This is a genomic window from Aerococcus sp. UBA6277 (genome assembly GCF_002440555.1).
In the GTDB taxonomy this organism is placed as follows: Bacteria; Bacillota; Bacilli; order Lactobacillales; family Aerococcaceae; genus Aerococcus.
Genome location: NZ_DJUR01000043.1, coordinates 87398 through 100639, shown reverse-complemented (window position 1 = coordinate 100639; position 13242 = coordinate 87398). Strand labels below are relative to the sequence as shown.

Genomic DNA, 13242 nt, shown 5'->3' with positions numbered 1-13242 from the left:
TATAAGGCATAGATTTGATTAAGAGCGTAACAAGCCAGAGATTATGTAGTTTTTTAATCGGGTTAATTAGTTTTCGCTTTTAGCATGCAATGGTTCAGTCTTTTCTTGGTGAGTAGTGACCAATTTTGAATAGGTTTCATTATTCAACTTATTTACTATTTGTGACAAATCGGTTATTTTTTTTAGTGCTTCTATTGCTTGGTCTCTTTCTTTCTTGTCATAAAGACGGATTAAGTTTTTTAAAAATAAATAAGCCAGTTCATTCCGCTCACTGGTATATAAATTTTGTCGACTTATCCGCATGTCTTCAATAGCTATTTTTGCTCTATTGAGTTCTTTTTCTTCCAAAGTTAAATGGATAAAATTGACATAAAGATGAGAATGCCAGTTTGAAAATTCACTATTAACGGCTGCTAGTCCTTTGCTGTTGTCGAAAAAAAATTGTGCTTTTTTGAAATATTGGTTTCTTTTCTTAGAAGGGACTATAGACATAATATTATTAAATAATTTTGTTTCAAAAAAGGTCCAGCTGCTTATTCTGTCTAGATAGTTAAAGATAAAGTCGAAACTTAAATCACCATCTGACTCTTTAGATAAAATAAGTTTGAATAATAGTGCAACTCTGCTCAAAAAGACTTCTGTTTGATTGGACGAAAAGCGTAATTTGTTATGGAGGTTGGTTAAAGAATGTGGATCTTGATTCCAGTAAGCGTTAAAAATAGTCACTAAAAAATCATCTGTGGTAAAGAGTTTCCCATGATGTTTATACATAAATTCATCGTAAGATACATTTATCCTATTTAATAATTCTTGAAATTTTTCTACAGAAATAGAGTGTAGTCCTTTCTCAAATTTTTGAAAGAAAGATCTAGAAACAATGCCTGTGTAAACTTCTTTTTGTGAAATGTTTTTCTGCATACGTATTTTTCTAAACGTTAATCCTATCAACTGATGTACCTCCGTATTTTTTGGGTAGTTTATGACCCATATCATAACATAAAGAGTGCTCGAAATAAGATAAAATAACAGTACAAACGGATACGGAGGGATACAAATGATTAAATTTTATAATAAACAGTACCTAGCTGCAGCTTTTATTTTCATTGGACTTGCAGCAGTAGAGACTACTTTTAATGCCGCTACTTATGCGTATATTTTTAAGGTTATTGAGGAAAAAGACACCTCTCTATTATTAAAGTACATTATTCTTGTTGTCTTGGGTTACATATTGTTTTCTATTATTACTTATTTAAAAGATTTTTGGACAAATAAGAATATTGCTTTTTTTAACACGTCTTTAAAGACTGAATTAATAAGGAAAATTTTAGAAAAAGAGACTTCTTTAAGTAAAACCGAAGGAGTATCAAGTAATACATCATTTTTTATGAACGATCTCAAGTTACTTGAAGAAAATTACGTAAAGCAACTATTCAATGTCGTCAGCTATTTAGTTACTCTAGTTGTTATTTTGACTTTTTCTATGAGCAATAGTTTTTTAATGACCGTTATCTTTTTAGTGTTTACATCAGTAACACCACTGTTTACAAACATTTATAAAGAAAAAATAGAAGAAAGTAATAGTCATTGGACAAAAGAGAATAAATCCTTTTGTTCTATGCTAAAGGATATCTTAAGTGGGGCTGAAACAATAGCTTCATATAAATCCGAAAATTATTTCATTAAAAAATTTTATCAGAAAGTAAAAGGTTTAGAAGAGAGTACTAAAGATATGAATAATGCCATCTCATTGTCGAATGCATTGGTCATCGCTTTATCATATTTATTTATGTATTTTCCGATTGGCATGGGTATCTACTTTACTATTCAAGGGCGAATTTCGTTAGCGTCTTTTGTAGCTGTTCAATACTCCAGTAGTTGGATCATAAATAATTTTTTAGGATTATCGCAGTGTATAAACAAGTTAAACAGTATAGGAGAAATCAAGAAGACGATAATTAATACATTGGAATTCAAACAGCCAGATGATACCAATGTATTAAGGAACCAGAAGATTGATTCGGTTGTTTTTCAAAATGTTTCATTCAATTATGAGGACAAGAAAATTTTTGAGCATTTAGATTTAACATTAAATTCAAACGATGATGTACTTTTAGAAGGAGCTTCAGGTAGTGGTAAATCGACATTTTTAAAATTACTGACAAAAGAATTAACCCCAACTAATGGTAAAATTTTCATTAATGGCGAAGATATGAAAAGCATTAGCAAAAATGAATTATACAATTATGTAAGTTTAATTCCCCAAACGGTTGCTATATTTAATGACACACTGAGAAACAATATTACATTAGGAAAAGAAGTAAGCGAAGAAAAGTTAAGTGAAGCAATTAAAAAAGCAGGGTTAGAAGAATTAATACAGCAAGTAGGTTTAAATTATCTAATCGGAGAAGATGGAGAAGGATTATCAGGAGGACAATTGAAAAGAGTAGAAATTGCAAGAGCAATTCTGTTTGATAAACCAATACTCTTAATTGATGAAGGAAATGCTTCACTAGATAAACAGAATGCTTTAGCCATAAACAAAACAGTGGCTAATTTAAATAAGTTAGTTATAGACGTCGAACATTATGTCCCGGAAGAGAGTATGAAAAATTACACTAGAAAATACTATTTAGAAAGTAGAAGAGTACAACCAAGTTGATATCAATTTGCAAAGAAGGGACGCAAAAAGACCGCCAGGGTTTTCCTAGCGGTCTTTTGATTTCTAAATTATGCTTCTACGGTTAGTTCTTCACCGATTGCTGCTAAACGTGCAACGATTTCATCGTGAGACCAACCTTTAGCTTGTACGTAACGGTTGCGTGGGTGAACACGGCATTCGTGTGTACAACCACCAAGATGTTTTTCTTGGTTTTCTTCTGAAGCTAAGATTTGTTTGTTACATTCAGGGTTACCACAGTTTACGTAACGTTCACATGGTGTACCGTCGAAGTAGTCTTTACCAACGATTGATGGGTCAACATGGTTGATTGGTACAGAGATGCGGTCGTCAAACACGTACATTTTACCTTCCCATAAGTCGCCACGAGTTTCATCGTCTTGACCGTAGTTTTCAATACCACCGTTTAATTGGCTAACGTTTTCGATACCTTCACGAATCATCCAACCTGAGAATTTCTCACAACGTACGCCACCAGTACAGTAAACAAGGACTTTTTTGTCCATGAATTTTTCTTTGTTTTCGCGTACCCATTCAGGTAATTCACGGAAGTTACGGATATCAGGGCGGATAGCGCCTTTGAAGTGACCAAGATCATACTCATAGTCGTTTCGTGTATCTAATAAAACAGTATCTTCATCTAACATTGCTTCACGGAAATCAGCTGGATCTAAGTGGGTACCAGATAATTCGTTAGGGTTTAAATCTTCTTCTAAGTTTAAAGAAACGATTTCTTCACGGTAACGTACGAACATTTTTTTGTGTGCGTAGTCATCCGCTTCGTTAATTTTAAACCATAGGTCAGAAAATTCTTCCATAGCATGCATGTGTTCCATGTAGCGTTCAGTCGCTTCTTTTGGCCCAGATACAGTACCATTGATCCCTTCATCACCAATTAAAATACGGCCTTTTAAGCCGAGTGATTTACAGAATTGTAATTCGTCTTTGGCGAATTGTTCTGCATCTTTAATAGGTACATATTTATAGTAAAGTAGTACCTGGAATTCGTTATTATTCATTTATTATTCCTCCATCATATTGCAGGTATGACTGCGAGTTTTTACGGATTACATTATAAGGCATAAACCAGGGATAAACAAGTACTAAATTTGTTTCGAATGTTTAAAAAGTTCACAATCCTATTTTTACATTAGAAAAACATGCTATAATAGATTGTGAAATATGAATCGATTACATGAATTTTCAAGTAAATCGTTAGTAGGGGTTAGTTATGAATCATAAAGGAACCAAGACAATAGAAACGCAACATCTATTGTTACGTAAGTTCAAAACAAGTGATGCCAAGGACATGTTCAAGAATTGGGCAGGGAATACGGCAGATACAGAATTTGTTACATGGGACAAGCACCAATCCGTTTCTGATAGTAAAAGCATTTTAGAGAAGTGGGATAAACGCAAGGACAGAAGTAAAACCTACAGATGGTGTGTGGAAGACAAATCTTCTGGAGAAGCGGTAGGAGAAATCGTAGTGACTGAAGTGCATAAAGATACTCAGGCTGCAGACTTAACCTTCTGTATGGGTCAAGCCTATAAAGACCAAGGTTTGGCGAAGGAAGCTTTAGAAAATATTGTGCATTTCTTGTTTAAAGAAGTGCAAATGAACCGTTTGTCTTTTGATCAAGATAGTCGAAATGAAGCTGACAGACAACTGGCTTTAGCCTTAAACTTCGAATATGAAGGGCTACGAAAAGCAGCTTTAGCCAATAATTCAGGTATTTCGGACAAAGCCTTGTATGGTGCTGTAAGATAGAATTTGAAGTGAATAAAGAAAAAGGTATGTGATAGAAAACATCACATACCTTTTCTGTCGTTATTTATTATAAAACTTTGTCTAAGAATTCTTTTGTACGGTTGTGTTGTGGGTTACTGAAGATGTCTTCAGGTTTACCTTCTTCGACAACGTATCCGCCGTCCATGAAGATTACGCGGTCAGCTACTTCACGGGCAAAGCCCATCTCATGTGTTACAACGACCATGGTCATACCTTCTTTAGCAAGGTCTTTCATTACGTTTAATACGTCACCAACCATCTCTGGGTCAAGTGCTGATGTTGGTTCATCAAACAACATGATATCAGGATTCATTGCTAAAGCGCGGGCGATGGCCACACGTTGTTTTTGTCCACCAGATAAAGAGTTTGGAAAAGCTTCTGCTTTATCCGCTAAGCCTACTTGTTCTAATAAAGACAAAGCTTGTTCTTTGCTGGCATCTTTTTGTGTCTTACCTAATTCAGTTGGCGCTAAGGTAATATTCTCCAAAACGCTTAAATGTGGGAATAGGTTAAAGTGTTGGAATACCATGCCGATATTTTGACGTGCTTTATTAATATCAATAGATTTGTCGGCAATATTTGTGCCATCTACTAAAACTTCACCACCGTTAATGTCTTCTAAACGGTTTAAACAACGTAAGAATGTTGATTTACCAGACCCTGATGGTCCGATGATACAAACTACCTCACCTTGGTTAATGGTTAAGTCGATCCCTTTAAGGACCTCATTTTTACCGAAGCTTTTCTTTAAATCATTTACAATAACTTTTGCAGTTGCTGTTGTTTCAGCCATTTTCTCATCCCTCTCGGATTTCATTCTTATTCATCTACTCGTATATATTCGATTGATAAATTTAATGGTATTTTAATTTGAAATGGTCACTTTGTCAACTTTTATCACAAGCTTTAATTATAATGTAAACTCTGAGGGGCACTGATTGATTGCCCTAGGGTATTTTGTTATATTTTGTGTATTAGATTGGACAAGAAAGAGAGGTAGTAAATTGAAAAAAGTATTAGCTGCTTTAGATATTCAGCAATTATTCATCATCACTTTAGGGACTTTAAGCATGACCATCGGTTTGTATTTCTTCTTAGTACCTGATTCCCTTGTCGGTGGGGGCGCTGGAGGTATGGCCCAGGTGTTGGCACCCTTTATTCCGCTACCTTATTCAGTGATCCTTTTTGCCATTAATATAGTCTTACTGGTCATTGGGATTAAAGTGATTGGTAAGGAGTTTGGTGGGACAACCCTGTACTCTGTCATCCTCTATTCAGGCTTTTATGCCGTATTTGAACGGTTTGCGCCTGTGACAGGGGCAGTTGCAGATGATCCATTGGTCAACTTGATTTTGGGACAAGTCCTCCTTTCAACTGGTGTCGGTCTAGTTTTTAATGCCGGTGCCACAACGGGTGGGGTAGATATTATTGCCAAAATAATGAACATGTACCTACCTGTCACCTTTGCGACAGGGGTTATGATTTCTGATATGACCATCTTGTTTGCGAATATGCTAGTGTTTGGGATTGAACGTGGTTTATATGCCGCAATTGGGGTCCTCCTAGCCAATGTCGTTGTTGACCGCGTAATCACTGGGGGTTCCGCACGTTACAACGTGAATATTACGTCAGAAATTGCAGGGGAAATCAACGATTTTATTTTGACAGAATTGGCTCGTGCGACAACCATCTATACGGCTAAGGGTGGCTATACCAAGAAATCACGTGCTGTGATTACAACAGTTGTTGACCGGGAAGACTTACTGCGGCTGAAAAACCAAGTAACTGAAATGGATGCGAATGCTTTTATGTATGTGTCGCCAGTATCTGAAGTGACTGGACGCGGATTCTCCTTTGAAGTCAGGAGAAAGCAGTCTCGAATTGCTAAACTAAGAGAGCGTGCATTGAAAGGAAAAAATTCTAGTATCAAGAATTAGCCTTTTTGTTCCAATAATCATGTATAATAAATATATATATCATAAGAATGATAGCAATACGAACGGAGGGCTAGTGTGAGAACAGATGAATTATATTCAAAGTTGATCAATTTAGGATTTATAGAAAACTACTATGTAGCTAGCAAAGAATACAAGGATGGGTCAAAACATCGGATTTTGAAAATTTATGATGATGATTCCAAACTGGCCGAAGTAGCTTTAGACCAACCATACATGATTCGCACAACCTATGAAGGGTTTGAGGCTAGAAATGAACTTGAAAAACAAGCCTTATTAAACTTACTCATCAACTATGCACAAACACCAATTGAAGGACGACAGTCAGCCCTATATTTTGCCTATTACCATGATTTAAATAATATTGTGCATTTTATCAAACGTCTACGAAACAAACGTTTAACGGACGATATGATTCCATTAGCTTATTTTACTACACTAACACCAGAACAAAGAGAGAGCTTCTTATTCTCAATGTCTGAATTTGATGATTTCCCGGAGGCATACCGACCACGATTTACACCAGATTCATTTGTCAAAGTGATTTCTTATGAAGAATTCTCGCAAAATATCCATGACCGCTATAATCTGGACATGCCTGAGGCAGAACCATCATACAGTAGAGCTGATGAAGAGGAAGATGACGTTAAAGAAGACGGCGATAACAACAACCAAGACAGCGACACGACACTTGGCGACGTCCATGATATCTTAGATTTTAGAAAAAAATCTGACGATGACCAACCTGACCAATAGGATTTATAACAAAAAAACCACTCTATCAGCGCTAGTCGGCATGGATAGGGTGGTCCTTCTTTATGTTAAATTTTAAAGAATAGTCTGCGTATTTTGTTGTGCATACTTCTTCGGAGAGGTGTTGAATACCTTCTTGAATGAACGGTAAAAAGTAGAATAGTCACCGAATCCGGATGCGTCGGAAACGTCTTGTAAGGACATTTTGTTGGTGCTCATATGATTGATTAATTGTGCAGCATAGTTGGCACGTTTCTCAATCAAATATTCGTGGAAATTTTGGTTCATTTCTTTACGGAATAATTTTGATAAATAATATGGCGAAATATCAAATACTTGTGTAATCCGGTCTAATTGTAAGTCAGATTCTTTAAAGTGTTGATCGATATAGTAGATGATATGACTAAAGTGTTTGTCCTCTTTATAATCACCAGACATAGACGGGATTTTCTTCGCATGGTAGACATTCATCAATGAATGGTATAGGTGAAAAGCAGTTACGAAGGTAGTTTCTTCTACTTCTTCATCACTATAAGTAAGAATTTTATTTAAATGAGTAATTGTCTTATCCAGATTTTCTTTATCTAAACGGTAATGCCCTGGTTCATTATAAAAGCGAATAATATCTTGATAAAGATTATCATTTACCATAGCATATTGATCAATCAACATCTCAGGCACCATGCAAATAAAACGAGTATTATTAATACCTTCTTCACTAGTCATTAAATGCGGAGTGTTAGGTGGAATGATCAGAATATCACCATTGTAAAGTGTGTAACTGATATCATTAACGATAAACTGACATTGATTACCTAAGTAAAATAGAATTTCAAAATGGTCATGATAATGCATACTGGCAGTAATTCTAGAGTATTCTGCAAGATCCATACCAATGAGCTCAAGCGAAGGGATATTATTATAAGATTTAAGCATCATTGTGCGTCGTTCATCATGATAGCTAATAGATAAATGTTTCTGAAATGTATTAACGGCAATTGCTTCCAAGAGTTCACCTTCTAATTTAACTTTCGTCATAATAATTTATACTTTGCAATATTTAACTTATGTCTATAGTGTACTAAACTTCTACAAGCGGTTTCAATACTTTTTATAATTTAATTTTAAGAAAGGCATTGTGCCGTAAAAAACCTATAATATATGGTATAATTTAGGGGAAAATGAGGTCTTTGATAACCAATGCCAGTTACAATCAGATATCATATAGTATTTTATGATAGTTAGGAAAAATACACTTTTTAACACTGCACAACTTTAGAATCTAAATTGAAAGAGTATTTTAAAGGGTTTTTGGTTTCAATAGCACAAAAAAAACAGTACAATAAATTTTGGTGTAATGAAGAACCAATTTTATGCTGAAATTTATTGCTTTAGGAGACGAGCTTATGGATAAGGACCAAGAAAAACTTATACAAAGAATTCAAGCTGTGCCAACTGATGATTACAGCTACTGCATTCAAGTTATCTCTAAAATTTTAAGAGATAACCACAAACACACCAGCGATGATGAATTTATAAAAGCCTTTAATGAAGTGATGACGGAAAAATTCCCGAATCAAGCAACAGATTACAATCAAATGATTGCTGAAATTAAAATGCAAGATGATGTCGAATTCGTTAAACGCATTCGCAATATTATGGCAATCGACCCAGTCCGTGCCAATTTTGAAATGTCATTATATATTCGCCGGATGGAAGACGATTTTGACCAATTCACACCTAAGAAAAACATAAAAAACTTAAGTATCTATGAGGAATTAGACTTATTCCAGTTTATTTACCATAATGAACCAGGTCTAGAATTAGAACCAACAACGCGTGACTATGCTGGGATGTATGTAGAATATGCCAAGGTGCAAATTCAAGCCAATGAATGGCGTGAAGCGATTGACTCATACCAACAAGCCTTATTATGGAATCCCTATGATGTAGACACTATCTATGCCTTAGCGGAACTATACCAAGAAATGGAACAGTACGGGATGTCTTACCCAACCGTTCTTAATGGTTTGAGTTATTCACTTAGAGTAGAGGACCTAGCTTATGGTTTTGCCTTGATTGGGGACTTCTACTACCATAAAGAAGACTTTGAGAAAGCCTACATGTTATACCATATTTCACTGATGTGGAATGAAAATGATAATGCCAGAGCAGGTTTAGAGGTCTTAGCAGAATTAGACCGTGAGTGGCCAGAAATTCTTGAAGGTAAGGAACAAGAAGCTTTCCTTGAGGATCTGGGCTTAAACGACTACCCATCAGTGGATATGTTAACAGCTTTAAAAGAAGCAGCATTCCGCTTTAATGAGCACGGGCAATATGAAGCGGCCTATGAATATTTAGCCATTTATGAAGATATTCTAGGTAACGTTGACCCGCAAGTGACGGCAGTTTTAGACCAACTAGAAGCTGACCATCCTGATTTATTGATGGAAGAATTGGACCATAATCACGATCATGACCACCATCACCATTAGCCATAAAAATTATAGAGACGAGACCAATTTGAGATTCAATATTGGGACTCGTCTTTTTTTGCGAAAAATAATCACTGCCAGAAAGCTGGCATGTGATATAATTGTTGCGTACAAAAATTGAGCGCGTGCAATAAAGGAGAATGTTATGATACCTAGATATACCCGTCCTGAAATGGGGCAAATCTGGTCACAAGAAAATAAATATGCATCTTGGTTGGAAGTTGAAATTCTTGCAACAGAGGCATGGGCTGCCTTAGGGGAAGTCCCTAAGGAGGATGCGCAAGCTATTCGTGAAAAGGCCACTTTTGATGCAAAACGAGTGGAAGAAATTGAAAAAGAAACCCGTCATGATGTGGTTGCCTTTACCCGTAATGTGTCTGAATCATTGGGCGAAGAACGTAAATGGGTGCATTATGGCTTAACGTCTACTGATGTTGTGGATACAGCTCAAGGTTACCAATTAAAACAAGCAAATGATTTAATTCGTAAAGACTTAGACCGATTCTTGCAGGTGTTAAAAGCACGTGCGATTGAACATAAATACACGGTTACAATGGGCCGTACCCATGGTGTTCATGCTGAACCAACGACTTTTGGTTTGAAAGTAGCGCGTTGGTATTCAGAATGTAAACGAAATATCCAACGATTTGAAGCAGCTGCGCGCGGTGTTGAAGCAGGTAAAATTTCTGGTGCAGTAGGTACTTACGCCAATGTACCGCCATTTATTGAAACTTATGTATGTGAACACTTAGGCATTAACCCACAAGAGATTTCAACGCAAATCCTACCACGTGACCTACACGCTGAATATATTTCATCACTCGCTTTAATTGCTACAATGATAGAAAATATTGCGACCGAGGTCCGTTCGTTACAAAAATCGGAAACGCGGGAAGTGGAAGAATTCTTTGCAAAAGGGCAAAAAGGTTCAAGCGCTATGCCACATAAGCGTAACCCAATCGGTTCAGAAAACATGGCTGGGCTTGCTCGTGTCGTTCGCGGACATGTGATGACAGCTTACGAAAACGTGACTTTATGGCATGAAAGAGATATCTCTCATTCATCTGCCGAAAGGATTATCCTACCAGATACAACAATCTTAGTAGATTATATGTTAAATCGTTTTGCAAACATCATGGAAAAACTAACCGTCTTCCCTGAAAACATGAAACGCAACATGGATGCTACTCACGGTTTAATCTACTCACAACGTGTATTGCTAAAATTGGTTGATGCAGGCTTATCACGCGAAGTAGCCTACGATTTGGTTCAACCATTAACAGCAATCGCTTGGGACGAAGGCAGGCACTTTAAAGGGCTTGTAGAGGCCAATGAAGAAATCGCTAGTCACCTAGATCAAGCAGCTATTGATGACGCCTTTGACTACCACTACCACATCCAAAAAGTGGATGACATCTTCGAAAAATTAGGACTAGTTGAAAACTAACTTAATGTAAAACCGCAATGACGGCATGTAAAAGGTCACAGTACTTAACCCAGATTAGGGCAAGTACCGTGACCTTTTTTGTTGATATACGCAAAACTTGTTGCCCGTAGTAGGACTCATCATGATTTTTGTACGAGGCTGGACCGTGATTTTCATCCTACTTTTAAGGAAATGAAATGTAATAAGACAGTAGAAGGGTGAATATAATCAAAAAAGGAGATGCTTACGATTCTCCTTTTTTTGGTACCTCATGCGGTCTAATATGATAATGCTTAATAAAGGCTCTATAGAAGTTACTATAATCATTAAAGCCTGCTTTTTGCCATGACTCCGTGATAGACAAACCACTTTCAATCAAGGTATAGGCATAGCCCAACCGCAAGTCCAAGATGAACTGGTAAATGGTTGAATGGAAGTAAGGCTGGAATACCCGGTTGACAGTTGACGTTGAAATGTCGAACTTGTCTGCGATGTCTTGAAGGGTTAAGTCTTTTCGGTAGGAATCAACGATAAAATGTTTAATTTCGTAGGCTAAAATCTCTCTTTCAGACATTTCTAACCGGTTTTGGTTTGAAGCAGAAGAAAGTCGATACAATTCAAGGAATATGGTCGATACTATACTAAAGACCATTTTCTTTTGAATGTTGTCTTCAGGCCGTTTCAATTCTAACTGTAATTGAATCAAAGTTTGTAGTAGATGTTGCCAAGTGACGAAAGAGAAGCTGAAGACATGTGGTTCATCAAAAATGTGTTTAATTTCAGGTGTTTCCACAAAATCATTGGCAATGGCATCTATGTATGGTTCGCCTAGGGATAAAATATAGGCGTATATTTTTTCTTCTGTTGGTTTATGGTCGTCAACTTGAGGACTACAATCTTTTTCCGGTAAGATTAACCGTCTCATAATCGGTTCAGGTAAGACAACAATTTGGCGCACAGAGACGTCAATTTTCTTGTCGGCTAACTCAATAGAGAAGGGTCTAAGGGGAATCAAGAGTTCATTTCGATGGAAAGAAGAACGATTATAAATGTCAACCATTTGCTGATCAACTTTTTTTAGCTTGATTCGAAATGGTGGTGTTTCAGTTGGCATAAATCAAAACTCCTATTTTAAATATTCAATCTATCACCTATCAACTGCAATAAAAGAAAGGGCGTGCACTGATAAGTTACACACCCTTTAATATACCACAATTTACTTTAGAATTGAAAAGACTATATCAAATTCAATCGTTTCATTTCAGCTTCTAGCGCAGCCACTGTTTCTTCTTGGGCAGGGACTAGTGGTAGACGCACTGAACCTGTATCGAAACCAAGCATGGACATGGCTTTTTTGATTGGAATTGGATTTGGCTCACTGAATAAAATGTCGATTAATGGTTTAAAAGCCGTTTGAATTTCAGCCGCTTTTTTAAAGTCGCCATTTAAGGCATAATGCGTCATTTCATGTACTTGTTTTGGTGCAATATTAGCCAAAACAGAAATCACCCCGTGGCCACCCAAACTCATCAATGGAATAACCGTATCGTCGTTTCCAGAGTACACATCAAAATCAGGACCGACGTGGTAACGCGCATCTACTGCATTGGCTAAATCACCAGTTGCATCTTTAATGGCGACAATGTTGTCGATGTTTTTAAGTTCCGACAATGTTTTAGGGGCAATAGACATTCCTGTACGACCTGGTACATCATATAAGATAATCGGCGTCGTTTTCACAGCATCTGCAATGGCACTATAATGCGCCAATAAACCAGCTTGGCTCGTTTTTAAATAATAAGGCGTTACAGATAGAATAGCATCTGCACCTGCGGCTACACAGTCTTTCGTTAATTGGATTCCGTGGGCAGTATCATTAGAACCAGCACCAGCTATCACGGGCACCCGGCCATTGACTTTTTCCACGCAGAATTTTACTAATTCAACTTGTTCTTCGTCAGTTTGTGTTGAAGCTTCACCAGTTGTTCCTGCAACGACAATGGCATCTGTACCATTTTCAATTTGAAATTCAATCAACTCCGCAAACACATCGTAATTGATATTTTGTTCTAATGAATTATCATAAGGGGTAACGATGGCTACCGCGGAACCTTTAAAAATTGTCATGAGAATCCTCCTATATT

At 36.7% G+C, this 13242-nt stretch carries 12 protein-coding genes; 6 read left to right on the top strand and 6 right to left on the bottom strand.

Features of this window, described 5'->3' with window-relative positions; all coding sequences use genetic code 11:
* Nucleotides 1–66: 66 nt before the first annotated feature.
* Nucleotides 67–948: a helix-turn-helix domain-containing protein gene (locus tag B2V22_RS07925; protein ID WP_290491734.1), complete on the bottom strand. Its 882-nt coding sequence runs from the start codon at nucleotides 946–948 to the stop codon at nucleotides 67–69.
* A gap of 106 nt (nucleotides 949–1054) precedes the next feature.
* Between B2V22_RS07925 and B2V22_RS07920 the strand changes: the two genes are divergently transcribed.
* On the top strand, nucleotides 1055–2659 hold the full coding sequence (locus B2V22_RS07920; RefSeq protein ID WP_290491732.1) for an ATP-binding cassette domain-containing protein: 1605 nt from the start codon (nucleotides 1055–1057) through the stop codon (nucleotides 2657–2659).
* 68 nt (nucleotides 2660–2727) lie between these two features.
* Here B2V22_RS07920 and B2V22_RS07915 read toward each other — a convergent pair whose 3' ends face one another.
* Nucleotides 2728–3696 carry a rhodanese-related sulfurtransferase gene (locus B2V22_RS07915; protein WP_026466463.1) on the bottom strand — a complete coding sequence of 323 codons (969 nt, stop codon included), beginning with the start codon at nucleotides 3694–3696 and terminating at the stop codon, nucleotides 2728–2730.
* 212 nt (nucleotides 3697–3908) lie between these two features.
* Here B2V22_RS07915 and B2V22_RS07910 point away from each other — a divergent pair, with 212 nt between their 5' ends.
* Nucleotides 3909–4448, top strand: coding sequence for a GNAT family N-acetyltransferase (locus B2V22_RS07910; protein WP_016896445.1), 540 nt, complete (start codon nucleotides 3909–3911; stop codon nucleotides 4446–4448).
* 67 nt (nucleotides 4449–4515) lie between these two features.
* Here B2V22_RS07910 and B2V22_RS07905 read toward each other — a convergent pair whose 3' ends face one another.
* Entirely contained in the window at nucleotides 4516–5262 is a 747-nt protein-coding gene (locus B2V22_RS07905) for an amino acid ABC transporter ATP-binding protein (protein ID WP_016896446.1), read from the bottom strand.
* 211 nt (nucleotides 5263–5473) lie between these two features.
* On the opposite strand from B2V22_RS07905, the gene B2V22_RS07900 reads away from it, so the two are divergent.
* Both B2V22_RS07900 and B2V22_RS07895 read left to right on the top strand, forming a co-directional pair.
* Nucleotides 5474–6406, top strand: coding sequence for a YitT family protein (locus B2V22_RS07900; protein WP_290491728.1), 933 nt, complete (start codon nucleotides 5474–5476; stop codon nucleotides 6404–6406).
* Nucleotides 6407–6481: 75 nt separating this feature from the next.
* Nucleotides 6482–7180: a hypothetical protein gene (locus tag B2V22_RS07895; protein WP_290491726.1), complete on the top strand. Its 699-nt coding sequence runs from the start codon at nucleotides 6482–6484 to the stop codon at nucleotides 7178–7180.
* 72 nt (nucleotides 7181–7252) lie between these two features.
* On the opposite strand, the gene B2V22_RS07890 is transcribed toward B2V22_RS07895, so the two are convergent.
* Nucleotides 7253–8215, bottom strand: coding sequence for an AraC family transcriptional regulator (locus tag B2V22_RS07890; RefSeq protein WP_290491724.1), 963 nt, complete (start codon nucleotides 8213–8215; stop codon nucleotides 7253–7255).
* A 368-nt stretch (nucleotides 8216–8583) separates the two neighbouring features.
* Here B2V22_RS07890 and B2V22_RS07885 point away from each other — a divergent pair, with 368 nt between their 5' ends.
* On the top strand, nucleotides 8584–9672 hold the full coding sequence (locus tag B2V22_RS07885) for a hypothetical protein (protein ID WP_290491722.1): 1089 nt from the start codon (nucleotides 8584–8586) through the stop codon (nucleotides 9670–9672).
* Between the two features lie 145 nt (nucleotides 9673–9817).
* Nucleotides 9818–11119 (top strand): adenylosuccinate lyase, encoded by a 1302-nt coding sequence (gene purB, locus B2V22_RS07880; RefSeq protein ID WP_290491720.1) that lies wholly within the window; start codon nucleotides 9818–9820, stop codon nucleotides 11117–11119.
* A gap of 223 nt (nucleotides 11120–11342) precedes the next feature.
* Here purB and B2V22_RS07875 read toward each other — a convergent pair whose 3' ends face one another.
* Entirely contained in the window at nucleotides 11343–12212 is an 870-nt protein-coding gene (locus tag B2V22_RS07875; protein WP_290491718.1) for an AraC family transcriptional regulator, read from the bottom strand.
* Nucleotides 12213–12334: 122 nt separating this feature from the next.
* A complete protein-coding gene (dapA, locus tag B2V22_RS07870; RefSeq protein WP_290491716.1) occupies nucleotides 12335–13225 on the bottom strand; it encodes a 4-hydroxy-tetrahydrodipicolinate synthase in 891 nt (296 codons plus the stop codon).
* Between the last annotated feature and the right edge of the window lie 17 nt (nucleotides 13226–13242).

What these genes read in the sequence shown, in the direction of transcription:
- B2V22_RS07920 (WP_290491732.1), top strand. Translation starts at nt 1,055, where the DNA reads ATGATTAAATTTTATAATAAACAGTACCTAGCTGCAGCTTTTATTTTC.
- B2V22_RS07915 (WP_026466463.1), bottom strand. Translation starts at nt 3,696, where the DNA reads ATGAATAATAACGAATTCCAGGTACTACTTTACTATAAATATGTACCT.
- B2V22_RS07910 (WP_016896445.1), top strand. Translation starts at nt 3,909, where the DNA reads ATGAATCATAAAGGAACCAAGACAATAGAAACGCAACATCTATTGTTA.
- B2V22_RS07905 (WP_016896446.1), bottom strand. Translation starts at nt 5,262, where the DNA reads ATGGCTGAAACAACAGCAACTGCAAAAGTTATTGTAAATGATTTAAAG.
- B2V22_RS07890 (WP_290491724.1), bottom strand. Translation starts at nt 8,215, where the DNA reads ATGACGAAAGTTAAATTAGAAGGTGAACTCTTGGAAGCAATTGCCGTT.
- B2V22_RS07885 (WP_290491722.1), top strand. Translation starts at nt 8,584, where the DNA reads ATGGATAAGGACCAAGAAAAACTTATACAAAGAATTCAAGCTGTGCCA.
- purB (WP_290491720.1), top strand. Translation starts at nt 9,818, where the DNA reads ATGATACCTAGATATACCCGTCCTGAAATGGGGCAAATCTGGTCACAA.
- B2V22_RS07875 (WP_290491718.1), bottom strand. Translation starts at nt 12,212, where the DNA reads ATGCCAACTGAAACACCACCATTTCGAATCAAGCTAAAAAAAGTTGAT.
- dapA (WP_290491716.1), bottom strand. Translation starts at nt 13,225, where the DNA reads ATGACAATTTTTAAAGGTTCCGCGGTAGCCATCGTTACCCCTTATGAT.